The organism is Leucobacter sp. gxy201 (genome assembly GCF_051043335.1).
Taxonomy (GTDB): Bacteria; Actinomycetota; Actinomycetes; order Actinomycetales; family Microbacteriaceae; genus Leucobacter.
The window spans coordinates 51,980-75,591 of record NZ_JAMXWS010000001.1; the positions used below are offsets into that span (position 1 = coordinate 51,980).

Below are 23,612 nucleotides of genomic sequence, written 5' to 3' on the forward strand. Positions count from 1 at the left end.
ATTCGTCTTATGTGAGCTCTCAATTTCAACGCCCGAATGGTCGGGAATGCTCCGAAACCGGACCTTCCTCTATCCGTGTGAAGAATCGAGGAGACTGCATGAGTACCTTTGCGCTGCGAAAGGGGGACCACGACTCGAGGTCGAGACGCGTGCGCTTCGAAGGCGCCATACTCGCCTTCCTCGCGTTGGTGGCCACCCTCGTCGTCCTGCCGCAATCAGCTGCGCTCGCCGCTACCGCGGCGACCATCGACAGTGTGGATTTCGTGAACGACGAGTTCCCGGGCGGCAGCCGTCAGGAGATCAACGTCGCTTGGAGCGTGGCGGATAACCCGTCGACGCCGCTCACGGCCACGGTGGAGCTGCCGGAGGAACTGCGTGGGCACGCCGACCGGTTCCCCGCGATCGATTCCGACGGTGAAGTGGCAGGCGAATGCATTGTCTCAGCGCAGCAGGTGGTGTGCACGATCGATGATGACTACGTTGCGAGTCATCCGGTCGAGATCAGCGGCACCTTCACATTCCTCGTGAACGTGAACATCTACAACACCGAGGAGGTCGAGCGCACTTTCGACTTCGGCAATGTGACGGCACCTCCGGTGACGGTGACGCCGAACCCGGTCGTCTGCATCGAGGACTGCGACTACGAGGGCTCCTGGCAATGGAAGGGCGGCTGGTACGACAACCTCACTGACCAGATCGAATGGACGGTGGCGGTCGACGATAGCGTCAACGGCTCGGCGCGCGGGGACGGTATGCCGGTCGGTCTGAACGTCGAGGTCACCGACCTGCTCGACACCTCGGCGTTCGAGCTCATCGGTGATCCTGTGGTATATGAGGCGGGCAGCGTGCGGCGCAGCCCGCAGACCAACCGCGAAGACCTCGTGTGGCACAAGATTCCCGACGACCTCGTAACGGTCTCTGCCGACAAGCTGACCGTCTCGTTTACGACGCGCGAAGGCTTGCCCGATGACCAGCCGAACGCGGGCGACCGCGGCCTTACCGGTTCGGTCTACCATGTGGAGTGGCTTGTGAAGGTGCTCGACGAGGGCAAGGCGAAGACCTACCGGAACCAAGCGGAGTACACCGTCGAGGGGCAGAAGAAGCGTATCGTCGAGGGCAGCGCGACCCGCTACTCCGGTTCGGGCACCGTCGTCGGGAAGAACTTCGGCAAGTTCGCCGTCACCAAGGCGCTCGCCGGTGACGCCGCGTTCAACCCGACTCCCGAGTTCACCCTGAACTGGACGGCCTACGATACGACGGACGCGAACTACCCCGGCACGCCCGGTTCGACGAAGATTCGCGTAGGCGAGACCTTCTTCAGTGAGGAGTTCTTCAAGGACACCCGCCTCGTCATTACCGAGGTGCAGCCGACGGATCCCGCGAACGTGACCTGGGGCACGCCGAAGTTCATCGCGACCAACGCGAACGGCGAACCCCTCGAGGGTGCGGAACCGACCGACAGTATCGAGATCACCTTCTCCGCCGCCAACAAGAACTTGGCGAAGGTCTCGTACTTCACGCTCACCAACGAGGCCATGCTCGACAAGACGACTTTCCAGGCGAAGAAGACCGTCGAGAACCCCGACGGCGCGAACCTCGACGGCGTCGACGGCTACACCGTGAACTACAGCTACCCGGCTTCGAGCACCTGGGCCGCGGGCTCGGGTACCCTCACGCTGCCCGCAGACGGCACGCTCGTCACGAGCGGTGAACTGCCGGTGGGTGCGAAGCTCACCTTCTCCGAGGTCATGCCGAACGCGATTCCGGGCGCGACCTGGGATGCGCCGGTGATCAGCCCGCAGACCCTGACCGTCGGGGTCGACGCCGAAGCAGTGGTCGAGGTGACCAACCGGATCACGAAGGATCTGGGCGCGTTCAGCATCCAGAAAACCCTCTCCGGCGACGGCTCAGGGCTCGTGCCCGAGGGCACTGAATTCCGGGTCGCCTGGTCGCACCCGGCAGGCCCCGGCTACGAGGCCGACACCGGCACCGTGACCGTGGTCGCCGGCGGCGATCCCGTCATCGTAGAAGGCCTGCCCGCGGGCGTCGAGATCACGCTGACCGAGGCCGCACCGGATCCGGTGACCGGCGGCGAGTGGCTCGACCCGGTGTTCTCGCAGTCGACGTTCACGATCATCCAGAACCAGAGTGTGACGATCGACCTCGACAACCCGATCCTGCTCGGCAACGGCGACTTCCAGATCCGTAAGGTTCTCGAAGGCACGGGCGCGGAGCTGGTGGACCCGTCGACGACGTTCACCGTCGAGTACGGCTACCCGGCAGGCATCGGCTTCGAAGCCGGTTCCGGCACAGTGACGATCTCGGCGGACGGCGAGCCCGTCGCGAGCGGCCCCCTCCCGTACGGCGCCGAGGTGACGCTCGCCGAGATCGACCCGGCCCCGGTACCCGGCGGCACCTGGGAAGGCCACATCTTCGACCCGCAGACCTTCACCATCGGTGACGGCACCACGGCCGAAGTGACGCTGACCAACACGATCAGCCGCGATGTGGGCGCGTTCAGCCTCGCCAAGACGGTCACGGGCGACGCCCTCCACCTCGTACCCGACGGGCAGGAGTACACCTTCGAGTACGCCTACCCGGCCGGCGACACCTTCGACGCCGGCGAAGGCACCATCAATGTGACCGCGGGCAGCGACCCCGCGACCGTCAGTGACATCCCCGCCGGTGCGGTCGTCACCGTGACCGAGGTGGCGCCCGAGAAGGTCACAGGCGGTACCTGGCAGCCCGTCGAGCTCGACGGCCCGAGCACCTTCACCATCGAGAAGGATGTGACGGTCGAGCTGCTCGCGACGAACGAGCTCTCGCTCAACAGCGGCGGTTTCGCGGTCACGAAGCAGATCGCCGGGAGCGGTGCGAGCCTGGTGGCCGACGGTACCGAGTTCGAGGTGCGCTTCACCTACCCCGCTGGCGACGGCTTCGAAGCCGGTGTGGGTTCGCTCACGGTGGCCGCGTACGGCGAGACCATCAGTGTCGAGGGGCTGCCCTACGGCGCCGAGGTCACGTTGACCGAGGTCACACCCACGAAGATTGAAGGCGGGGCCTGGCAGCAGCCCGCGTTCAGCACCGACACGTTCACCATCGGCGACGGCACCGTCGTCGAGGTCGAACTCACGAACACCATCACCCGCGACCTGGCTCCGGCATCCCCCAAGAAGCCGAACCTCGTCGCCACCGGCGGCGCTCCCTTACTCCCCCTGGGGATCGCCGGTGCCCTGCTCCTCGCAGCAGCCGGCGGAGTGATGGCGCTATCCGCGCGGCGACGCAGTTTCAAGACTGAGTAAGTCGAACGGATAGCACCTCGGGCCCGCAGTCGGAGTATTCCCTACTTCCGGCTGCGGGCCCACCCCTTTTCGGGTGCGCCGTCCCGATGGAGCGCTTCGTCGTATTCAGGCCTGATCGGTGGGGAAGATGCGCTTGGTGATCGCCTGCACGTCGCGGTCGAGGTGGATGATCTGGGTGCGCACGTTTCCGATGTCTGCCGGTAACTCGGGTCGTACGTTCGGGATCTCGGCGTGCAGGTCAGTACGAATGCTCGTGCCTTCGATGCGCACGCTCGTGACAGCGGACGTCGGCCCGCAGCTCGTGCCCGAGCGACTTCGATTGCTGGAGCGTGGTCGCGAACTGTATGTACACCGTGCGGAGAATCACCGTGATGGTGCGGATCATGATCTCAATGACAGCACCGATCATGGTTCAGGTTTGCGGTTCGGTCATCGCGCACATCCCTTCGTTGCGCCGGTGAGTTCAACCACCATGCCCGGGGTTTCTCACTGGCCCGCCTGGTATCTTGACGGGGTGATGACCCCCCTTCTCGTGCCCGCACTGCTCGGCATCGACTGGCTCGACCCCGAGACCCTGCTGCAGGCCGGCGGCTGGTTCGCACTGATCCTCGCGTGCGTGTTCGTCTTTCTCGAGACCGGTGTCGTCGTGCTCGCGTTTCTGCCCGGCGACTCGCTGCTCTTCACGGTCGGGCTCTTCAGCGCGACGGGCCCGGGCGGGGTGCCCATCATCGATATCCCGATCTGGATCACCTGCGCGGTGCTGTTCGTGTTCGCCTTCGCGGGCGACCAGCTCGGATTCATGCTCGGCCGCAAGATCGGCCCGGCCATCTTCAACCGGCCGAAGAGCAAGCTCTTCAACCCCGAGAACGTCGAGCGCACGCACGCGTTCTTCGAGAAGCACGGCCCGAAGGCGATCATCATCGCGCGGTTCCTGCCCATCATCCGCGGCTTCGTGCCGGCGGCGGCCGGTATCGGCCACATGACCTATCGCCGCTTCGTCGTCTACAACGCGGTCGGCGCGCTGCTGTGGGCGGTCGGCGTGACGCTGCTCGGCTACTTCCTCGGGCAGATTCCGTTCGTGCAGAAGTACAGCGAGATCTTCATCATCGTGCTCGTACTGATTCCGGGGATCCCGATCCTGATCGAGATGTGGCGCGCGTTCTCTTCGTGGCGCGAGAAGCGCCGCAGCGTCGCCGAGTAACGGGCCGGGCTGTCCCGAGCGGTTTGCCGCTCGGGGGTTGACAACGGCTTTCGGCGGACGTAACGTACAACCAAATGGTTGCACAAATTGATCTTGACGACGACCGGGTAGATCGTATCTTCCGGGCCCTGGCCGACGCGACGCGGCGCGATATCGTGCGCCGCACGCTCGTCGGCGAGGCCTCGGTCTCCGAGCTCGCCCGCGACTACGACATGAGCTTCGCGGCTGTGCAGAAGCACGTCGCGGTGCTCGAGGCCGCAGACCTCGTCGCCAAAGTTCCGCGGGGGAGGGAGCGCATCGTGCGAGGCAACCCCGAGACCATTCGCCGGGCGCAAGCGCTTCTGGCTCATTTCGAACAGCTCTGGCGAGGCCGCATCGCCCAGCTCGATGCGCTGCTCGCCGAAGACGACGGGCAAGAGCGGCGCTCCGCAGTCGAGCGCCGCTGATCAACGAGGAGGAAAACATCATGCCGATCACCGCATTCACCACCGACCCCGAGGCGCTGACGACCACCATCGTCGCCGACTTCACCGCCCCGGTCGAGAGGCTCTGGGATGCCTACGTCGACCCGCGCCAGATCGAGCGCTTCTGGGGCCCGCCCGGGTACCCGGCGACCTTCGCGCGTCACGACGCTGCCGTCGGAGGCCTGAGCAACTACTACATGACCGGGCCCGAGGGCGACCGCTTCGGCGGCTACTGGAAGTGGGTGGCCGTCGACGCCGGCCGCTCGTTCGAAGTGCGCGACGGATTCGCCCTCGATGATGGTTCGCCCAACGAAGACCTGCCGAGCCTGCGCATGGTGTTCGAATTTCAGCAGACGGCGCTGGGTTCACGGGTGACGACGAAGACCTACTACGGTTCGCTCGACGAACTGGAGCAGCTGCGCGAGATGGGCATGGAAGAGGGCACCCGTCAGGCCATGGGGCAGATCGACGATGTGCTCGCAGATCTCGCATCGTTCGCCGCCGACCTGCCGACGAAACTGCAGCGCATCGGCGAGACGCAGGCGCGCACGAGCCGCGTCGTGCGCGGCGACGTCGAGCAGGTGTGGCGTGCCCACCATGACGCCGACCTGCTGCGTCGCTGGATGCTCGGCCCCGACGGGTGGGAGATGCCGGTGTGCGAAGTCGCGACCGAACCCGGCCAGCGCTTCCGCTACGAGTGGCAGAACGTCGAGAGCGGCGAGCGCTTCGGCTTCATCGGCGAGTTCCTCGAGGGGCAGCGGCCGGTGCGCGCCGTCACGACCGAGACGATGGTCTCGCCCGTCGACCCCGAAGGCGCGAACAGCGCGGTGACCCGCAACGAGCTCACGCTGACCGCCGTCGAAGGCGGCACACTCATCACGCTCCTGATCACGTACCCGGATGCCGAGACCCGCGAGATGATCCTCTCGACCGGCATGCTCGACGGCATGGAGGTCGGGTACGCCCGCCTCGAGGCTGAGGTGCTCGTGCATTGACCGCGGAGGCCCGCGGGCGCGCTCAGATGATCGTCACGAATCGGCTGAGCGCGTCTGCGAGCACCGGCATGAGACCGGTCTGCTGCTGCATCTCGTCGCGCAGTGCGAGCACCTCGTCGGGGTGGTCGCTGATGATGCCGTCGGTGCCCCGGCGCAGGTGCTCGCGCATGCCGTTCTCGTCGTTCACGGTCCAGGCCATGAACCCGTAGCCCGATGCGATCGCTGCCCGCTGCATCTTCTCGGTCGCGGTCCACTCCTCGACGACGATGAAGTCGGCGGGGGTGTCGGGCACGTCGACGGCGGCGAACGCCATGGTGTAGCCGACGGTCGTGTCGGGGCGCAGGTGCTTCAGTCGCTCGACGCTCGGGGCGTCGAGCGAGTGGTAGATGTTCTGGTCGAGCGCCCCCAGCGTCTCGAGTTCTGCGACGAGCCGGTCGACGTGGTCGGGTGTCTCGGCGCCGCTCAGCTTGATCTCGACGAGCAGCGGCATCTCGAGGGCGGCGGCCCGCTCGACGTACTCGGCGAACGACGGGATGCGGTCTTCGTGGCCGAAGCGGTCGTGCACCGTGATGGCGGTGAGCTCGTCGAGGGTCAGATCCTTGACGGCCACGTCCTTCCCGGCGAGGCGCGACAGGCTCGCATCGTGCATCGCGACGAACTCGCCGTCTTGGGTCTGCATGACGTCCATCTCGACGAGGTCGGCGCCGGCGGCATGGGCGGCCTCGAGCCCGCTGATGGTGTTCTCGACCCCGCCGTCGGTGAAGCCGCGGTGCGCGAGCACGAGAGTCTCGGGGCTGTTCGAGAGCTGCTGCATCGTGCCGATGCCGAGCGTGCCGGTCACCGCTGCGACGGCGACGAGCCCGATCGCGGTGAAGGCTCCCGAGCGGGAGCGCAGCGCACCGTAGCGAGGTTGCAACGGGGGCGATGCGGCAGGAAGCGCACCGTCGGGTGATCCGGCCGTGGAACCGGCGGACGAGGAGACGAGGGCGACGCCCGCGGGCAGTCGCTCGGCGCCCCGCAGCGCGAGGGTGATGAGCACTCCGGCGACGAGCGCCGTGACGATGCCGCTGAGCATGAAGCCTACGGCCTGGGCGATGCCGAGCGAGTAGGCGGCCACGACGTACGAGGCGTCGGGCGCGACGGCATCCGAGATCGCGGTCGGCACGACCGCGGCAACGGTGAGGAGGCCGCCCGCGAACCCGCCGGTCGCGACCACGGCGACGACGGCCAGCACCATCGGCATACTCGAGCGCAGGCCGCGCGTGAGGCGCCACGAGCTGCGCGCGAGCTTGCCGCCCGTCGTGAGCACGAACACGGGGACGGTGGGCGCCAGGCGAATGTTCAGCAGCGCGAGCAGCAGCAGAACCCCCGAGTAGACGATCGCGGTGACGGTGCTCTTCTCGAGCTCGCCCGACACGAACGAGGGGATGGCGATGCCGCGGGTGAACACCGAGGTGAACCCGAATCCGGTGAGCGGTACGAGCAGGAAGAGGTAGAAGACGAGCGGTGCCGCCCCGGGGTGCACGAGCTTGCGCGCGACCCGGCCGAGCTCGCGCAGGTATGCGCGGCCGCCGAGTTTCGGCCAGCGCAGCAGCACGACGAGCGCGGTGAACTGCAGGGCGATCAGCCAGAACGCGATCGTGATGATCGCGATGATGAGGGCGACGGTGAGAGGGAAGCCGCGGCCGAGCTGCAGCTGCCCCATGTCGAGGCCGTGCATGCCGACGGCGCGCAGCGCTTCGCGGAAGAGCCAGCCGATGACGGGCAGCGCGACGGCGACGATGATGAGCTGGCTCGCGAGCAGCAGGGCGAGCAGTTTCGCGCCGCCGGCGCGCACGAGTCGCATCGAGCCGGCGAGCAGCGCCCCGGTCTCGTGCCAGATGCCGGTGCGCGGTACGGCAGAGCTCGAAGTGCGGCGCTCGCTGGTCATGTTTCCCCCTGCACCCGGTCACCGACGACGAAGGGTGTACTGCATCCAACGTTATTGTGCCGATCATATGGCATGGCTGTGAGTTCACCGCGATCGGCCGGCGAACCCGCACCGCATACGGGGCACGGGCGCCGCAGTTCTCAAGCGAATTCACGGAGTGACCGGATACTCTGAACGATTGTGGTGAGTGAGCTGGAAACCTATTCGACGATCGCGCTCTATTCGGCGATGATCGTGTACGCGATCGCGTTCGTCTTCTACGTCGTCGACCTGGCGAACCGCAGCGGCGATGTCGCTCTGCGCCAAGCATCGGCCGCCTCGCAAGAGCGCGCCGAGGCCGCCGGCAGCGGCGGTGTCGCCACCCTCACCCGCACGGCGACCGAGGCCCCGGCGAAGCGTTCGCGCTCGCTGAAGATCGGCTTCTCGCTCACAGTGCTCGGCTTCGTGCTGCACCTCGCCGCGACCGCAATGCGCGGCATCGGCGCCGAGCGCGTGCCGTGGGCGAACATGTACGAGTTCGCGCTCACCGCGACCTGCGCGATCATGCTCATCTTCATCGTGACCCAGTTCATCGTCGACGTCCGCTTCCTCGGCGCCCTCGTCACCGGCCTGACGGTGCTGTTCCTCGGCATCACGAAGCTCAACTTCTACGTCGCGATCGTGCCGCTGCCGCCGGCTCTCGACTCGTACTGGCTCGTCATCCACATTCTCGTCGCGGTGCTCGCGGTCGGCTTCCTGACGCTCTCGTTCGGTCTGTCGATTCTGCAGCTGGTGCGCGCGAAGTGGGATGCGGCGAAGAGCGGCGAGAGCTCGCTGCGCTTCATCTCGACGCTGCCGACCGCGGTGCGGCTCGAAGACCTCGCCTACCGTCTTGCGATCATCGGCTTCGTGTTCTGGACGTTCACGCTCATCGCCGGTTCGATCTGGGCCGAGGCCGCATGGAGCCGCTACTGGGGCTGGGACGTCAAGGAGGTCTGGACCTTCGTGATCTGGGTGCTCTACGCCGGCTACATCCACGCGCGTGCGACGCGCGGCTGGCGCGGCACCCGGTCGGCGTGGCTGAACCTCATCGCGTACGGCGCGATCCTGTTCAACTACACGATCGTCAATGTCTTCTTCAAGGGCCTGCACGCCTACTCGGGCCTCTAGGCCGAGCCTTCGACGGGAGCATCATGACCTGGGAGATCGTTCCTGAAACATCGGGGCCGGCGCGCAAGTTTCCGTGGTGGATCCCGCTCGTCGTCGGCATCGTCGTGCTGGCGGCCGCGCTCGGCCTGCTGCTGTGGCCGTTCATCGCTGCGTCGTGGGTGCTCGTCGTGCTGTTCGGTTCGGCGATGGTCGCGAACGGGCTCGCGCTGCTCGTGCGGCGGCGTTCGTCGGGCGCGACGATCGGTGCCGGCATCGTGCTGATCGTTGTCGGTGTGCTCGCGATGCTGTTCTCGCAGTTCACCGTGAACGTGCTCGTCACCTTCGTCGGCGTCTCGGTGATTCTGATCGGCGCGCTCTGGCTGACGCTGGGCATACGCGCCGGCGGAGGCGCCGCAGCGCTCGGCCCCGCGATCGTCATCATGCTGGCGGGCGTCGTCGCCCTCATCTGGCCCGACGTCGCACTCGCGTTCGTCGCCGTCATCGGCGGGCTCATCATGGTGCTGCTCGGCGCCACAATGGTGTGGACCGCCCTCGCACTGCGACGCGCGCTGCAGAACTCGCGCGTCAGCGTGCGCTGATCAGGCGCGGCGCCGGGCCTTCGAATCGGGCGATCGCGATCTTGACCTCGGTGAGTTCACCGGCCATGGTGCTGGACCCATCCTCGAGTAGGCCGATACGACGGTCGACTTCGTCGAAACGCCGGTCGACTTCGTCGAAACGTCGGTCAACGACGTCGAATCGCCGATCTACTTCTTCGAAGCGTCGATCTACTTCTTCGAAGCGGCGATCTACGTCGTCGAAGCGTCGATCTACTTCCTCGAAGCGTCGATCGATGCCTGCGAAGTGCTGATTGAGACGCTTCTCCAAGTAGTGGAGCATGCCGAAAACACCGCCGAGTATTGCCGCGCCTATTGCGACAAGGCCAGCGAGAGTGCTGATCATCTCCGGGCTCACGTACATGCCTCCATTCTCGGCGTCGTGTGACGGAACTACAAGCGACGCTAGCGATACCGGGCACATTCAGCCTCGGCGGACGCCTCATTGTGGATAACTCGCTCGTGAACCGGGCAGTACTAGGCCTGTGGATGAAGGTACGGGAGCACTCGGCGACTACTGCAGCACCTCGACGAGCTCGAACGCTTCGATGAGGCGCCCCACGTACGCCGCAGCGCGGCGCTTGCCCGCATGGCGGCCGCCTGTCGTTTCGTCATCATTGAGTGCACCGATGAGTTCGGTGATCGAATCGGCCTCGCGCACGTCCGGGTACTCCAGCGGCCCCGATGGCCGCAGCGCGACCCACGACTGCGCCTCGTCGCCGAGCGGCGGCGCTTGCTCGTCGTCTTCGAGGTAGATGGTGCCCCAGGTGCGAATGAGCGAGCGCAGCAGCGTCGTGCGTCGCAGTTCGCGCAGCGACCACTGCACATCCTCGGCGGCCGATCCCTGCAGGCAGACCATGATGTCGGCGTCGGCGCGCATCCCGCTGACGTCGTACCAGCCGCGCACGGTGACGTCTTCGTCGCCGATGAGGCCGACGACGTCTTCGAGCTCTTGCACCGTCTCGGGCACATCGTGGCCGTCGAAGACGACTGGGTGCGACGAGCTCACGCGGAAGGTGGCGAACAGGGTGTAGGTGTTCTCGCTCATACCCTCATGGTCCCGCGCTACGGGTGAAGCCGCAAGAGGTTCGCACATGCTGGTCAGGCGGGCTCAACTACGATGAACTGCATGCGAGTATTGCTGACCGGGGGAGCCGGATACATCGGGAGCCACACGGCTCTGGCTCTGCTCGAGTCGGGCAACGAGGTCGTCGCGCTCGATGACCTCTCGAACTCGAGTCGAGAGTCGCTGCACCGCGTCGAAGAGCTGACGGGCAAGACGGTCGATTTCGTGGAGGCCGATCTCACCGACGCCGCGGCGACCCGCCAGAGCCTTGAAGGCGTCGAGTTCGACGCGGTCATCCACTTCGCCGGGCTCAAAGCGGTGGGGGAATCGGTCGCCCAGCCGACCCGGTACTACCGCACCAATATCGACTCGACGCTCACGCTGCTCGACCTCATGCGCGAGCGCGGCGTGACCCGTCTCGTATTCAGCTCCTCCGCCACCGTGTACGGCGACCCGCTGACCGACCGCATCGCTGAGACGCACCAGGTGGGCGTCGGGCTCACGAACCCGTACGGCTGGTCGAAGGCGATGATCGAGCAGATCATCGCCGATGCCGCGCACGCCTGGCCCGAGCTGGCCGCGGTGAATCTGCGCTACTTCAACCCGGTCGGGGCGCACCCGTCGGGCCGCATCGGTGAAGACCCCGACGGTATTCCGAACAACCTGATGCCGTTCGTGGCGCAGGTCGCGGTCGGTCGGCGCGAGCGGCTCAGCGTCTTCGGTGACGACTACCCGACCCCCGACGGCACGGGCGTGCGCGACTACATTCACGTCATGGATCTCGCGGAGGGCCACGTCGTCGCACTCGAGCACGCGAAGCCGGGAGTGCGGTCGGTGAATCTCGGTTCGGGCGAGGGGTCGAGCGTGCTCGAGGTGGTGCGCGCGTTCGAGCGCGCCTCGGGTCGCGAAGTGCCGTTCTCGATCGAGCCGCGCCGTGCGGGCGACGTGGCGAGCGTCATCGCCGACCCGTCGCTGGCGCTCAGCGAGTGGGGCTGGCGCACGACGCGCTCGCTCGACGACGCCTGCCGCGATGCCTGGGCCTGGCAGCAGAGCAACCCGCAGGGGTACGCGAACGCGTGAATGCTCGTCGAAGTGCGGGCCTCACGTCGACGCCGAGCGCGTTGATGAGGTATGGCGGCAGCACGAAGATGATTGTGAACTCTCCGATGGCGACCATCGTGGCCGTGATATTGCCTCACGAGAACGTCGAGAACGAGAATAGCCCGAGAACGATCAAAGCCGCGCGGCGTACTTTCTCCCGGTGCCGCTCTTGGATTACGAACTGGCCGAGTGAGATCGTCGCGACCGCCGATAGGTATAGGCTCCGCTGAAATCGCCGCGTGTCTTGAGCGCCCCGAGCGGCACGTTCACCAGGAAGATCCAGTGCGACGACGCCCACTGCGTCAGCGCGCCGCCCGCAGGCGAGCCCCCGAGATCGCGGGGCCGCACACTCCGTGCGCGGGCGCCCGGTGCGTGCCGCGGACCGTCGTGTTCACCGTCGGCAGAATCGGCGGCATCATGTACGCCGCCCGTTCGTTCTAAATGAGACCGGTCTCGCGTGCGAGGTGCGTCGCGCGCGATCGGCTGTCGACATCGAGCTTCGTGAAGATATGGGCGATGTGACTCTTCACCGTCGCCTCCGTGACGAACAGGGCGCGGGCGATATCCCTGTTCGCCGCGCCCGTCGCCATGAGTCGCAATACCTCGAGCTCCCGGTCGGTGAGGCGGGGCAGCGGGTTGCGCATGCCCTTGAGCACGCGATTCGCGAGCTCAGGGGCAAGCACCATGTCGCCGCGGGCCGCACGAAGAATGCCGTCGATGATCGTCTCGGGCGCGACATCCTTGAGCAGGTAGCCCGCGGCACCCGCCTCGAGCGCGCCGAGAATCTCGGCGTCGCGGTCGTAGGTGGTGAGCATCAGCACGGCGGGCGCGGGGTCGATGCGCCGCAGCGCGGCCGTGGTCTGGATGCCGTCGATCCCTGCCCCGAGACGCAGATCGCAGAGCACGACATCGGGATGCACGTGTTCTGCGAGGGCGATAGCCTCCTCGCCCGTCGCGGCCTCGCCCACGATCCGCACGGTGCCGCCGTCGAGCACGGCACGCAGCCCGCTGCGCACGACAGGATGGTCATCGACGAGCAGCACGGTCGTGGTCACGGCGTCTCCTCCGGAACGGTCTCGGAACCGGCGGTGCGCCCCGGCTCCCGATGGATCGGCAGGTGCACCGAGATCGCGGTGCCCTCGCCCGGGGCGCTCTCGATATCGAGGCCGCCGCCGAGCTCCCTGAGCCGTGCACGCATGAACCGCAGACCGTAGCTCGACGACCCCGAACCGGGCTCCGCCGCCCGCTCCCAGGCCGCCGCGTCGAAGCCGACACCGTCGTCGAAGACGTCGAGGCGCACCGTGCTGCCGGAGTCGATGAGGCTCATCACCACCCGGTTCGCCCCCGCGTGCAGGCGCGCATTCGCGAGGGCCGATTGGGCGGTGCGCAAGAGGGCGACTTCGATATCGCTGGGCAGGATCGGCAGGCCCGCGTCGACGTGCAGCTCGGTGCGCAGACCCGCCTCGTCGTGCGCGCGGTCGAGCATACGCCCCAGTGCCGCTGCGAGGGCATTGTCTTCGAGCTCGGCGGGTACGAGAGCGGCGACGATGCGGCGCACATCTGCGAGGCTGTCGCCCGCGAGCGCCTCGACCTGTCCGAGCGTGCGCGCCGCATCGGCATCACCGGTGCGCGCCGCGCCAGCGTGCGCGAGCAGACGGATCGAGGAGAGCGCCTGCGCGACCGTGTCGTGGATGTCGCGCGAGATGCGGGTGCGCTCGGCGACCGCGCCCGACTCGCGTTGTACGAGCGCGAGCTCGTCTTGCAGCCCCGCCATCTCGGCCTGCGCCCGCGTGAGCGAGGTCACGAGGCGCTCGCGCTCCGCCGCATCGCGCAGCAGCTGCAGGTAGCCGCGCGAGATGCCGAACGCGAAGACTCCGCCGATGAGCGGCCCGAATACGTTCGCGTAGCTCGTCGCACCGTGATGCAGAATCGGGGCGACCACTACCACCACGAGCACCAGAGCCGAGTACAGCAGCCCCCACGGTACAGGCAGCAGGTGGCCTGCGAGCAGCCACAGCAGAAACGCGACCCACACGAACTCGGCCGATACGGCGGTCGCAGCGACCCACACGAGTGCGAACCCGACGAGCCACCACACGGCCGGCTGCCGCGAACTCGTGCGCACCGGAAGAACGGTGCCGGCGGTGTGCCAGGCGAGGATCGCGACGCCTGCGATAACCGCAGCCACTGCCGAGGTGCCGTCGCCGATCGCGCGGATGACGCCGATCAGTGTGAGCACGACCGCGATGAGGTGCCGGCCGACCTCCATCGCCCGCACCGTGGCGCTCGCCGGGGCCGCCGAGCCGGTGCGCGCCAGAGGTGCGTTCACGAGATTCATGCGTCAAGTCTCTCGGAACGCGGCCGCCCTGGCCACCAGATGCGGTCACCGACGAGCGCGAAGATCGCGGGCACGATCACCGTGCGCACCACGAGCGTGTCGACGATCACTCCGACCCCGACGATCAGGCCGAGCTGCCCGAGCGTTACGAGCGGCAGCACGCCGAGCGCGGCGAACACCCCCGCGAGCACGATGCCCGCGCTCGTGATCACGCCGCCGGTGTGCGCGACCGCCTCGACGATGCCATATCGGGTGCCGTGCCGGGCTGCCTCGCTGCGGGCGCGGTGCACCAGGAAGATCGTATAGTCGATGCCGAGCGCGACGAGGAAGAGGAAGGCGAGCAACGGCACCTGCAGATCGAGCGCGTGCTGCCCGAACAGCACCCGGCTCAGCCAGGCGCCCGCCCCGATCGCGGCGACCGCGCTCGCGAGGTTCACCGCGAGCAGCAGCACCGGCGCGACGACCGACCGCAGCAGCACCAGCAGCACGAGGAAGCTGACCGCGAGCACCAGCGGTGCGATGAGCCAGAGGTCGTGCTGATTGCCCGCTCGGGCGTCGAGGTCGGTGGCGACCGCGCCGCCCACGACCGCGTCGGCGCCCGTCACTTCGTGCACGGCGCCCCGCAGCTCGGTGATCTGGTCGAGGCTCTCGGCGGTGCTCGGCGCGTAGTCGCTCGTCACCATGATCTTCGTGAGCGCACCGTCGTCGGTGGCACCGACCGGGTGCGCGCGCACGACGCCCTTGACGCTCGCCGCAGCCTCGATCACGGGGTCGGCTTCGGCGCTGTTCGCGACGACGAAGATCGGCTGTGCCTCGCCGGGCGGGAAGTGATCCGAGAGCACCTCGAGCCCTGCTGCCGACTCGGACTGCACCCGAAACTTCTCGAGCTGATCGAGCCCGACCGAGGTGCCGAAGAGTCCCGTCGCCATCACAGCGAGCAGGGCGAGGCCCGCGGCGAGGCTCAGTGCCGGGCGCCGAGTCACGCGGGAGGCGATCGCGCGCCAGACGCCGCCGTGCCGCTTCGCGTTGCGCTTCGTGTCGGTGTCAGGGCGCGGCACGAACGGCCAGAACACCCGGCGCCCGCACACCGCGAGGAGCGGCGGCAGCAGGAGGAGCACGGCGGCGAGAGCGATGACGAGCCCGATCGCCGAGGCGATGCCGAGGCCGTGCGTACCGGGGATGACCGCGAGCACGAGGGTGAGCAGCGCGAGCACGACCGTGACGTTCGAGGCGAGAATCGCGGGCGCGGTCTTGCGCCAGGCCGTGCTGAGCGCCCGGCGGTGGTCGTCGGTCAGGTGCAGCTCCTCCCGGTACCGCGAGATGAGCAGCAGGGCGTAGTTGGTGCCCGCTCCGAATACGAGCACGCTGATGATGCCCGCATCGAACTGCAGGTTCCACGCCGCGCCCGCCGCCGCGGTCATGCGGCCCGCGAGGCCGTCGGCGAGCCCGACCGCGGCGAGCGGCAGCAGCCACAGCACGGGGGAGCGGTAGGTGACGATGAGCAGCACTGCGACGATCAGAATCGTGACGAGCAGCAGCGTGAAGTCGGCGCCCGCGAACGCGCCTGCCACATCGGCGCCGAACGCGGGGCCGCCCGTCACCTGCAAAGTGAGGCCCACCGGCGCGTGGTCGACGATGTCGGCACGCAGCTCAGTGATGAGCGCCGCCGTGTCGGAGTTCGTCTCGCCCACGCGCATCGGGGTGATGAGCACCGCCGCCTCGCCGTCATCGCTCATGATCGGGCCGGTTGCGTCGGCGTCGGCGTGCTCGTCGAGCACCGGGAGCAGCCCCTCGAGCTCGGCCACGTCGGCGTGCGTGAGCTTCGCGCCGTCGCCCCGGGCCGCCACGACCATCACGGATTGGCGGTCGGCGTTCGGAAACTGCTGCAGCAGCTCGCTCGTGCGCGCCGATTCCGAATCAGCCGGCGCCTGATCGTTGCGCGCCGGAGCCTCGGCAGACCCGAATGCGCCGAAGAGTGCCACCATGACGAGGAGCACGAGGCCGAGCGATATCCATGCGCCACCGCGCGAGGTCAAACGGTCGGAAAGGGGGCTGCGTGAGCGAGAAACTGCCATGACATCAACTTCACCAAGCAACGCCTTTCTCGGCATCGCGAGCAGGGGTGAACTGCACCTACACCTTTTGGATGATGCCGGGTCGCCTTGCCTTTGGCGGCGCTGGTCGTCATTCGAGTGTCAAAGCGCAACCCGTCGGGGTCGCGTATGGACACTCGTGCCAAGAATGGGCAGCCAGATCCATGCGGCAAACGGCACAGCGAGTGGTCCGTCGGGGCATCCGAAGCGCGCTCGATGTTAAGAAATTGAAACATCGTGATGATGTTCGAAAAATGAGACATTGCCGGATGCACCTAGTGCTCCCGAGCGTCCATTATTGGGACGCGCATTTGGATGGCGTCCTCTTCTGTTTCGAGGGGCGGCGGGTTGGGCTGCAATTGCCATGCAGTGCTCGGTCAGGTGGAAGTGACCCTGGCGCACGCGGGCTGTTCTCGCTAACATGGGAGAAGCGTCGTCCTGTTATCGCTCACAATCATGTGAGTGGGCTGCGCCACCCGCGGCACCATCGGGGCACGAACCGGCCCACGACGGCATCGCCGCAACGCACTGTCGAAATCGCTGCCGCACGCACTTGTGGGAAACACTGTCGAAGGGGACACGGAGTGAAACAACGCAATTCGAGAGCCCGATTCTGGTCGAGGAGCTGCGCCGGGGCCACCGCGGCCGCCTGCCTGCTGATCGGGGCACCGCTGGGCTTCGCGCCCGACGCGGCGCAGGCCGCACCCGAGGCGCCCGAACCGGTCGCCTCATTCGATTTCGACGCCCCGGCAGTCGACGGGGCCTACGCGGGAGCCGGCGCCATCGCGACCGTCAACGGCACCGAGGTGCTCGAGCCGGGCGCCGACGGCCAAGGCACCGCCGCCCGCCTGGGCAAGAACTTCTGGCTCGATGTCACCAACGGTTCCGGCGCCTCGCCGCTCGCGGGGCTCGACGCTGCCACCATCTCGTACGACAGCCTGCCCGACACGTCGGGCAACACCGGTTGGGCGGTCTACGCCGCCCGCACCGCGGCGGCCCCGGTCTTCGGCAAGGAGACCTACCTCGGCACCCTCGACACCGCCGCGAAGCTCTCGGTCGAGCGCTACGCCAACACCGGGTCGCGCGACGCGACCGGCAATCTCAGCGCCACCCGCACCGCTGGCGCCTGGCAGCACGTCGACATCGTGCTCGACGGCAGCACCGCCCGTCTCTACGTCGACGCGCAGCTCGTCGACAAGAAGGAGCAGGGCCCGGCCCTCTCCGAGATTCTCGGCGACACCGGGGGAGTGCTGCAGCTCGGCAAGGCCAATTGGGGCGGCGGCGAATACTTCTCGGGCCTCATCGACAACGTGACCATCACACCGGCCGCGCTCACCGCGGCGCAGCTCGGCGCCCCCTCGCCCGAAGCGGTGGCCATCACCGGCACCGGTATCGAGCAGGGCGAGAGCGGCGCGACGCTCGCGGCCTGGGAAGGCGAGACCACTCGGCTCACCGCCACCGTCACCCCCGCCGGCGCCGAGAGCGACGTCGTCTGGGAATCGACGGATGCCGCCGTCGCAGAAGTCAGCGACACCGGGGCGCTGCTCGCCGTCGCCCCGGGCACCGCGACCATCACCGCGTCGGCCGCCGGAGACGCCGCCGTGCAGGCGTCGGTCGACGTGACCGTCGCCGCCGTCACTCCCGAGAGCTCGGCCGAACGCGACGCGCAGGCGCTCAGCGTGCCCGCCGAAGTGCGCGGCGACTTCTCGCTGCAGCGCGCCGGCGCCCAGGGATCGACCGTGACCTGGGAGCTGCTCGCCGGCGCCGAACAGGCGGTCATCGCCGACGGCGTGAGTGCCGAATCGTTCACCGTGCAGGTCGACCGGCCCGCCGCAGGCGATGCCGCGACCGAGCTGCTCCTGCGAGCGACCGTCGCGAACGGCGACGCGAGAGTCACCCGCGAGTTCGACACCCTCGTGCAGCCGTTGCCCGCCGAGGCCGGCGACGACGAGGCCTATGTCTGGGCCTTCTTCACCGGCGAAGGCGTCGGCGGCGAGAAGATCAGCCTCGCCGCCTCCAAGGGCAACGACGCGCTCGACTGGAACACGCTGAACGGCGGCGAACCGCTCTTCACCTCCACCCTCGGCGAACAGGGCCTGCGCGACCCGTTCATTCTGCGTTCGCCCGACGGCGACACCTTCTACATGATCGCCACCGACCTCAAGATCGACGGTCGCGCCGGCGGCTTCACGGGAGCCCAGACCCACGGCTCGCTCGCGATCGAGGTGTGGGAGTCGACCGACCTCGTGAACTGGTCTGACCAGCGCCACATCGAGGTCAGCACCGGTTACGCGGGCAACACCTGGGCGCCCGAGGCGTACTGGGACGACGAGCTCGGCCTCTACGTCGTCTACTGGGCGTCGAACCTCTATGACTCCGACGACCAGGCAGCGCACGGCACCACGCCGAACTACAACCGCATGATGGTCGCCACCACCCCCGACTTCGTCGAGTTCTCGGAGCCCGAGGTGTGGATCGATGTCGACCGCCGAGGCCAGGCCGGCGCCGGTTCGATCGACGTGACCGTCGCGAAGCACGGCGACGCCTACTATCGCGTCTACAAAGACGAGAAGTCGATGACGCTGCGACAGGAGCACTCGAACGACCTGCTCGCGACCGTCGCGGGCAGCTACCCGGCCACCACCGGCGCCGACGACGAGTGGGTCGAGGACGGCACGCAGATCGGCAACGGCCAGCCCAACGGCTACGGCGGCACCTTCTCGGCGGGCGAAGGCCCCTCGCTCTTCCCCGCGAACCCCGGCGACGTCAACGGCTACGAGTACTACCTCTTCGCCGACCAGCCGAACTACCACGGCGGCCCGAACCACTACGTGCCCATGGCGACGACCGACATCACCGACGCATCGCAGTGGCAGGTGATCGGCGACGAGCTGCCGGCAGCGCAGCTGCCCGTCAACTCCGACGGCGGCAAGCCGCGCCACGGCACCATCGTGCCCGTCACCCGTGCGCAGTACGAGGGCGTGCTCGCGGCCTTCGCACCGGACGTCGCGATCGTCTCGGCGGCCCCCGTCGAAGTCTCGACCGCGATCGGCGTCGCCCCGGTGCTGCCCGAAACCGTCGCCCTCACCACCGGCACCGACGAGACCGTCGACGCCGCTGTGGTCTGGGACGAGGTGCCGGCAGACGCCTATGCGGCCGCCGGAGTCTTCACCGTCTCGGGCGTCGCGCAAGACGACTCGCGCCACCCCGTCACCGCGACCGTCACCGTCGGCGACGCGTCGAACGAATCCGATGCGGAGGCCTCCGGCGAGGCCGATGCCGCGGGCGAGGACGCGGATGCCGAGGGCGGCACCGCCGGTGCCGACGGCGGGGCCGCCGACACCAGCGGCGGATCCGCCCATGCCGGTGCTGCCGATGGGAGTGGCAGCACCGCCGATACCCGCGGCGGTGAGGCCGCAGCCGACGGCGCGCAGGCGACCGCCTCGGGCGATGCGCATCACCTCGCGTCGACCGGCGGCTCGAGCCTCTGGCCGCTCGCCGGCGGCGCGGCGCTCGTCGTGCTCGTCGCCTTCGCGCTGCTGCTCGTCGCCCGCCGGCGCGCCGCCGCGCAGCGTGACGGCCAGACCCCCTCGGTCGACACGGCGGAGTAGCAGCCGCCGGTCACCCCGTCCTGCTGCGCAGCCCCGCAGGCTCGCAGCAGGACGGGGGCCGAAATCGTAATCACGACACACACCCGCGTGCGGGGAGGCATCACCGCCTCGCACGCCCCGGGCAAGGAGGCCCAGAAGATGATGGACACACGTACACCGGCGCTGCCCCGAGCGCGCCGCCGACCAGGGAAGGCCGCCGTCACGCGCGCCTTCGCGCTCGCCGCAGCGGGCGCGATCGCCCTCACGATCGCGCCGCCCGCGAGCCCCGCGTTCGCCGAAGCGCCCGGCCCGATCGCCGAGTACCTCTTCACTCAGACCGCGGGCAGCTCCGTGGCCGACCTCGCCGCCCCCGCCAGCGCCGGCGACACGACCGCCGCGACTGTCGAGAACGCCGACGACGCTCTCTGGACCGGCACCTCGCTGCGCTTCTCGGGCGGGGCGAAGAACGGCTCCGGCAACTGGGTGCGTCTGCCCGAGAACCTGCTCGCCGGCCAGACGTCTGCGACCGTCACCACCGAGGTGAAGATCGACGCCGCGATGAAGCGCGACTACAACTTCCTCTGGAACTTCGGCAACGACCAGAGCACACAGTACTTCTTCGCGACAGTGAAGGACGCCCCGCGCACCGCCATCACGGCCTCGTCGAACCCCGGCGAGACGAACGCCCGCGCCGCGACGAACCTCGACGCCGACCGCTGGTACTCGCTGACGAGCGTGCTCGACGGCGCCGCGGGCACCCTCTCGTTCTACGTCGACGGCGCCCTCGCCGGCACCACGAGCACCGCGCTCACGCCGGCGTCGATCGCCGATCAGTCGCTCAACACGATCGGCCGCTCGCCGTGGCCCGACCCGCTCTTCGCGGGCGAGGTCGCCGCGTTCCGCGTCTACGACCGCGCGCTCGATGCTTCGGAGGTCGAGGCGGCGAACCTCGCCGATGCGACCATCAACGAAACGCAGATCGCCGCCCGCGCCGAGGCCCTGCTCGATGGGCTCGAACTGCCCGCGGGCGATGTCGCGCGCGACCGCGTCGGCCTGCCCACCGCCGGCGGCACCGTCACCTGGGAGTCGAGCAACCCCGACGTCGTCGCCGTCGACGGCACCGTGACCCAGCCCGCCCGCGGCGAAGACCCGGTCGACGTCGAGCTCACTGCCACCGCGTCCATGCGCGGTATCACCGCGACCCGCACCACGACCGTGCACGTGCTGCCCTCCGAACTCACCGATCAGGAGCGCCTGCAGCAGATCGCCGACCGCTACGTCGTACCGCAGCTGCTCGCCGACGGCGCAGCCCTCCCCGCGGCCCCGGCGGGCCTCGCGCTCACCGTAACCGGCACGACCGGCGCCGAGTACACGGACGGCGTGCTGCGCCGTACCGACGGCAGCGATGCACCCGTGACCGTCACCGTGCAGCTCGCCGCCGAGAACGACGCGTCGCTCACGGTCGAGAAGAGCTTCACGATCGACCTGCGCCCCGTCGCCGAGACCTCCGAGCTGCTCGCGTACCATCGCACTCCGACCTCCGAGCAGACCGCGAACAATGCCGATATCGCGCTCAGCATGCATCTCGCGCTGAACGATGCCGAGACCGGGGCGTGGGCGCCGCTGAACGAGAACTACGGCGTCTTCTTCGCGAAGACCTCGGAGGAGGTGCCCGAGACCGGGCCCGACCACGCCATCATGCGCAGCCTGAAGGATCCGTCGGTGTTCCAGCTCGCCGACGGCAGCTACGCCGTCATCGCCACCCGCCTCGCTCGTGGCGGCGGAGCCGACGGCACCGAGACCACGAGCGCGCTCATCGCGACCACGAACGACCTGCGCGAGTACACCGAGGTCGGCCTGCTGCAGCTCGACGAGACCGACGGCGTCACCCGCCCCACGGCCGTCTACGACACCGCCGCCGAGACCTACCGCGTCTCGTGGACCACCGCCTCGGGCGCTGAGCGGCACCAGGACGTCGCCGACATCGTCGCCGCGGCCACCGCGGGGGTCGCCGACGGCGCCTCGGCCGCCGGCCGCACCACCGGCACCACCGTCATCGCGGTCGACGCCGAAGCCGGCATCGACGACTTCGCCGGCGGCACCCAGCTCACCGTCACGGCCGAGGCCGCCGCCGCGCTCGAGCAGCGCTACGGACGCCTCGTGAACACCGGCGTCGCCCCGTTCGACGACGTCGCCGTTGAAGCCGGCGAGACCGACGCCGCGACGCTGGCCGCGACGCTGCCCGCATCGGCCGAACTCGCCTACTCCGACGGTTCGACCCGATCGCTGCCGGTCAACGGCTGGAACCTCGACGGCGTCGATCTCACGACCCCCGGCACGTACGAGGCCACCAGCACCATCAAGCAGACCTCGTACGCGACCCCGTTCGCCGATGAGCGCGCCGACCCCTCGGTCTACCGCTTCGACTACAACGGCGAGGACCGCTACCTGATGATCGCCACCAACGACATCTACGGCGACAACATCCACCAGCAGGGCGCGGCGTTCATGCCGATCCGCATCGCCGATACCATCGCAGGGCTCTCGGACGAGGCGGGCGGCGCAGAGATCCACCTGCTCGACCGCGGCGACGCCGACGCCAACGGCAACATCATGACCGGGTGCTTCTGGGCGCCCGAGTTCCATGAGATCGACGGCAAGCTCTCGATCCTCTTCATGCCCTGCTACGGCAACGGCCCCGACATGATGACCGGCCGTGCGTCGATCATGCAGCTCGGCCAGACCGAGACCGGCGAGCATCTCGACCCGGCAGACCCCGTCAACTGGTCGCTGCCCGAGCCCGTGGTGCGCGCCGACGGCTCCGCTCTCAACGCCGTGTCGGGCATCTCGCTCGACATGACGTACTTCACCGACGCCGCAGGCCAGGCCTACTACGCCTGGCAGCAGGTGTGCGTGACGTTCATCGCGAAGGTCGACCCCGCGCAGCCCGCAGTGCTCACCAGCGAACCCGTGCGCATCATCGCGCCCGAGTACGGGTGGGACAACACCTGCGCCGAGGGGCCGAACGTGCACGAGCGCGACGGCAAGCTCTACATGATCTACTCGGGCTCGAGCGTCGGCGACACCTACACGACGGGCCTCGCGATCGCCGATGCGAGCGGCAGCGATCTCACCGACCCGGCCTCGTGGCAGAAGCTCAACGCTCCGCTGCAGAAGTCGGGCCTGTTCGAGGGGGAGTGGCAGCTCGGCACCGGCCACGGCATGTGGTCGGAAGATGAAGACGGCAACCTCATCTACGTCTTCCACGCCCGCACCGACCACAACGGCCTCTCGGGGCGCGACATGTTCGTGCGCCGCGTGCACTTCGACATCGAAGGCATGCCCGTGCTCGACATGGAGGCGGCCGAAGAGGTCGCGAACCCGGCGGTGACGCTGCGCGTCGTCGTGGGCGAGGCGGGGGCCGGCGATTCGGGCGCCAACGGTGCCGGTGCCGGGGCTGATGGCGCCTCGGCCGATGCCGGTGCCGGTGGTTCTGGAGCCGATGGCGCCGGTGCGAACGGTGCCGCGGCTTCGGGGAGTTCGGGTGCCGATGGCGCCGGATCCGGAGCGAACGGCGCCGGTGCCGCCGGTGCTGCCGATGGCCAGTCGCCGACCGGTGGCGACCTCGCGCGCACCGGTCAGAACGGCATCGGATGGGCCTTCGGCGCAGCGCTCGCGCTCGCCCTCGCAGGGGCGGCAGTGCTCACGCGCCGGCGCCGTGCGGCCCAGGGCCAGTAGTGGATTGCGCTATCGTCTGATGGCATAGGCCGGGTACGCCCGGCCCCCA

General features: G+C 68.5%; 16 protein-coding genes. 9 read left to right on the plus strand and 7 right to left on the minus strand.

Annotation, left to right across the window (positions count from 1 at the left end; all coding sequences use genetic code 11):
• Positions 1-98: 98 nt before the first annotated feature.
• On the plus strand, positions 99-3,302 hold the full coding sequence (locus tag NHL51_RS00235; RefSeq protein WP_434140898.1) for a DUF5979 domain-containing protein: 3,204 nt from the start codon (positions 99-101) through the stop codon (positions 3,300-3,302).
• Positions 3,303-3,407: 105 nt separating this feature from the next.
• Here NHL51_RS00235 and NHL51_RS00240 read toward each other — a convergent pair whose 3' ends face one another.
• Complete coding sequence (locus tag NHL51_RS00240) at positions 3,408-3,572, minus strand: hypothetical protein (protein WP_434140899.1); 165 nt, start codon at positions 3,570-3,572, stop codon at positions 3,408-3,410.
• Between the two features lie 247 nt (positions 3,573-3,819).
• Between NHL51_RS00240 and NHL51_RS00245 the strand changes: the two genes are divergently transcribed.
• The 3 genes from NHL51_RS00245 (at position 3,820) to NHL51_RS00255 (ending at position 5,962) form a co-directional block, all read left to right on the plus strand.
• The gene (locus NHL51_RS00245) at positions 3,820-4,503 is read left to right on the plus strand and encodes a VTT domain-containing protein (RefSeq protein ID WP_434140900.1); all 684 of its coding nucleotides are present in this window, start codon (positions 3,820-3,822) and stop codon (positions 4,501-4,503) included.
• 74 nt (positions 4,504-4,577) lie between these two features.
• Positions 4,578-4,949 carry an ArsR/SmtB family transcription factor gene (locus NHL51_RS00250; RefSeq protein ID WP_434140901.1) on the plus strand — a complete coding sequence of 124 codons (372 nt, stop codon included), beginning with the start codon at positions 4,578-4,580 and terminating at the stop codon, positions 4,947-4,949.
• 20 nt (positions 4,950-4,969) lie between these two features.
• Entirely contained in the window at positions 4,970-5,962 is a 993-nt protein-coding gene (locus tag NHL51_RS00255) for an SRPBCC family protein (RefSeq protein WP_434140902.1), read from the plus strand.
• A 22-nt stretch (positions 5,963-5,984) separates the two neighbouring features.
• Here the strand turns inward: NHL51_RS00255 and NHL51_RS00260 are convergent, their stop codons facing one another.
• Positions 5,985-7,892, minus strand: a complete 1,908-nt coding sequence (locus NHL51_RS00260) for a glycerophosphodiester phosphodiesterase family protein (RefSeq protein WP_434140903.1) — start codon at positions 7,890-7,892, stop codon at positions 5,985-5,987.
• A gap of 228 nt (positions 7,893-8,120) precedes the next feature.
• On the opposite strand from NHL51_RS00260, the gene ccsB reads away from it, so the two are divergent.
• Together ccsB and NHL51_RS00270 are read left to right on the plus strand one after the other, a co-directional pair.
• The gene (gene ccsB, locus NHL51_RS00265) at positions 8,121-9,041 is read left to right on the plus strand and encodes a c-type cytochrome biogenesis protein CcsB (RefSeq protein WP_434141665.1); all 921 of its coding nucleotides are present in this window, start codon (positions 8,121-8,123) and stop codon (positions 9,039-9,041) included.
• Positions 9,042-9,064: 23 nt separating this feature from the next.
• The gene (locus NHL51_RS00270; RefSeq protein ID WP_434140904.1) at positions 9,065-9,619 is read left to right on the plus strand and encodes a DUF308 domain-containing protein; all 555 of its coding nucleotides are present in this window, start codon (positions 9,065-9,067) and stop codon (positions 9,617-9,619) included.
• Here the strand turns inward: NHL51_RS00270 and NHL51_RS00275 are convergent.
• Positions 9,606-10,001 (minus strand): response regulator, encoded by a 396-nt coding sequence (locus NHL51_RS00275; protein WP_434140905.1) that lies wholly within the window; start codon positions 9,999-10,001, stop codon positions 9,606-9,608. The two genes, NHL51_RS00270 and NHL51_RS00275, sit on opposite strands and share 14 nt — an antisense overlap.
• Before the next feature lie 150 nt (positions 10,002-10,151).
• On the minus strand, positions 10,152-10,685 hold the full coding sequence (locus NHL51_RS00280; protein ID WP_434140907.1) for a chlorite dismutase family protein: 534 nt from the start codon (positions 10,683-10,685) through the stop codon (positions 10,152-10,154).
• 81 nt (positions 10,686-10,766) lie between these two features.
• Here NHL51_RS00280 and galE point away from each other — a divergent pair, with 81 nt between their 5' ends.
• Positions 10,767-11,783, plus strand: a complete 1,017-nt coding sequence (gene galE / locus NHL51_RS00285) for a UDP-glucose 4-epimerase GalE (protein ID WP_434140909.1) — start codon at positions 10,767-10,769, stop codon at positions 11,781-11,783.
• A gap of 458 nt (positions 11,784-12,241) precedes the next feature.
• On the opposite strand, the gene NHL51_RS00290 is transcribed toward galE, so the two are convergent.
• Genes NHL51_RS00290 through NHL51_RS00300 form a run of 3 tightly spaced genes read right to left on the minus strand, consistent with a single transcriptional unit; the run spans position 12,242 to position 16,217 of the window.
• On the minus strand, positions 12,242-12,859 hold the full coding sequence (locus NHL51_RS00290; protein ID WP_434140910.1) for a response regulator: 618 nt from the start codon (positions 12,857-12,859) through the stop codon (positions 12,242-12,244).
• Positions 12,856-14,142 carry a sensor histidine kinase gene (locus tag NHL51_RS00295; RefSeq protein WP_434140911.1) on the minus strand — a complete coding sequence of 429 codons (1,287 nt, stop codon included), beginning with the start codon at positions 14,140-14,142 and terminating at the stop codon, positions 12,856-12,858. The genes NHL51_RS00290 and NHL51_RS00295 overlap by 4 nt, the downstream gene beginning before the upstream one ends.
• Positions 14,139-16,217, minus strand: coding sequence for an MMPL family transporter (locus tag NHL51_RS00300; RefSeq protein ID WP_434140912.1), 2,079 nt, complete (start codon positions 16,215-16,217; stop codon positions 14,139-14,141). The genes NHL51_RS00295 and NHL51_RS00300 overlap by 4 nt, the downstream gene beginning before the upstream one ends.
• Positions 16,218-16,819: 602 nt before the next feature.
• On the opposite strand from NHL51_RS00300, the gene NHL51_RS00305 reads away from it, so the two are divergent.
• Both NHL51_RS00305 and NHL51_RS00310 read left to right on the plus strand, forming a co-directional pair.
• Entirely contained in the window at positions 16,820-19,846 is a 3,027-nt protein-coding gene (locus NHL51_RS00305; RefSeq protein ID WP_434140913.1) for a LamG-like jellyroll fold domain-containing protein, read from the plus strand.
• A gap of 138 nt (positions 19,847-19,984) precedes the next feature.
• A complete protein-coding gene (locus NHL51_RS00310; RefSeq protein WP_434140914.1) occupies positions 19,985-23,563 on the plus strand; it encodes a family 43 glycosylhydrolase in 3,579 nt (1,192 codons plus the stop codon).
• The last annotated feature ends 49 nt before the right edge of the window (positions 23,564-23,612 follow it).

What these genes read in the sequence shown, in the direction of transcription:
- NHL51_RS00235 (WP_434140898.1), top strand. Translation starts at nt 99, where the DNA reads ATGAGTACCTTTGCGCTGCGAAAGGGGGACCACGACTCGAGGTCGAGA.
- NHL51_RS00245 (WP_434140900.1), top strand. Translation starts at nt 3,820, where the DNA reads ATGACCCCCCTTCTCGTGCCCGCACTGCTCGGCATCGACTGGCTCGAC.
- NHL51_RS00250 (WP_434140901.1), top strand. Translation starts at nt 4,578, where the DNA reads ATGGTTGCACAAATTGATCTTGACGACGACCGGGTAGATCGTATCTTC.
- NHL51_RS00255 (WP_434140902.1), top strand. Translation starts at nt 4,970, where the DNA reads ATGCCGATCACCGCATTCACCACCGACCCCGAGGCGCTGACGACCACC.
- NHL51_RS00260 (WP_434140903.1), bottom strand. Translation starts at nt 7,892, where the DNA reads ATGACCAGCGAGCGCCGCACTTCGAGCTCTGCCGTACCGCGCACCGGC.
- ccsB (WP_434141665.1), top strand. Translation starts at nt 8,121, where the DNA reads ATGATCGTGTACGCGATCGCGTTCGTCTTCTACGTCGTCGACCTGGCG.
- NHL51_RS00270 (WP_434140904.1), top strand. Translation starts at nt 9,065, where the DNA reads ATGACCTGGGAGATCGTTCCTGAAACATCGGGGCCGGCGCGCAAGTTT.
- NHL51_RS00275 (WP_434140905.1), bottom strand. Translation starts at nt 10,001, where the DNA reads ATGTACGTGAGCCCGGAGATGATCAGCACTCTCGCTGGCCTTGTCGCA.
- NHL51_RS00280 (WP_434140907.1), bottom strand. Translation starts at nt 10,685, where the DNA reads ATGAGCGAGAACACCTACACCCTGTTCGCCACCTTCCGCGTGAGCTCG.
- galE (WP_434140909.1), top strand. Translation starts at nt 10,767, where the DNA reads ATGCGAGTATTGCTGACCGGGGGAGCCGGATACATCGGGAGCCACACG.
- NHL51_RS00295 (WP_434140911.1), bottom strand. Translation starts at nt 14,142, where the DNA reads ATGAATCTCGTGAACGCACCTCTGGCGCGCACCGGCTCGGCGGCCCCG.
- NHL51_RS00300 (WP_434140912.1), bottom strand. Translation starts at nt 16,217, where the DNA reads ATGGCAGTTTCTCGCTCACGCAGCCCCCTTTCCGACCGTTTGACCTCG.
- NHL51_RS00310 (WP_434140914.1), top strand. Translation starts at nt 19,985, where the DNA reads ATGATGGACACACGTACACCGGCGCTGCCCCGAGCGCGCCGCCGACCA.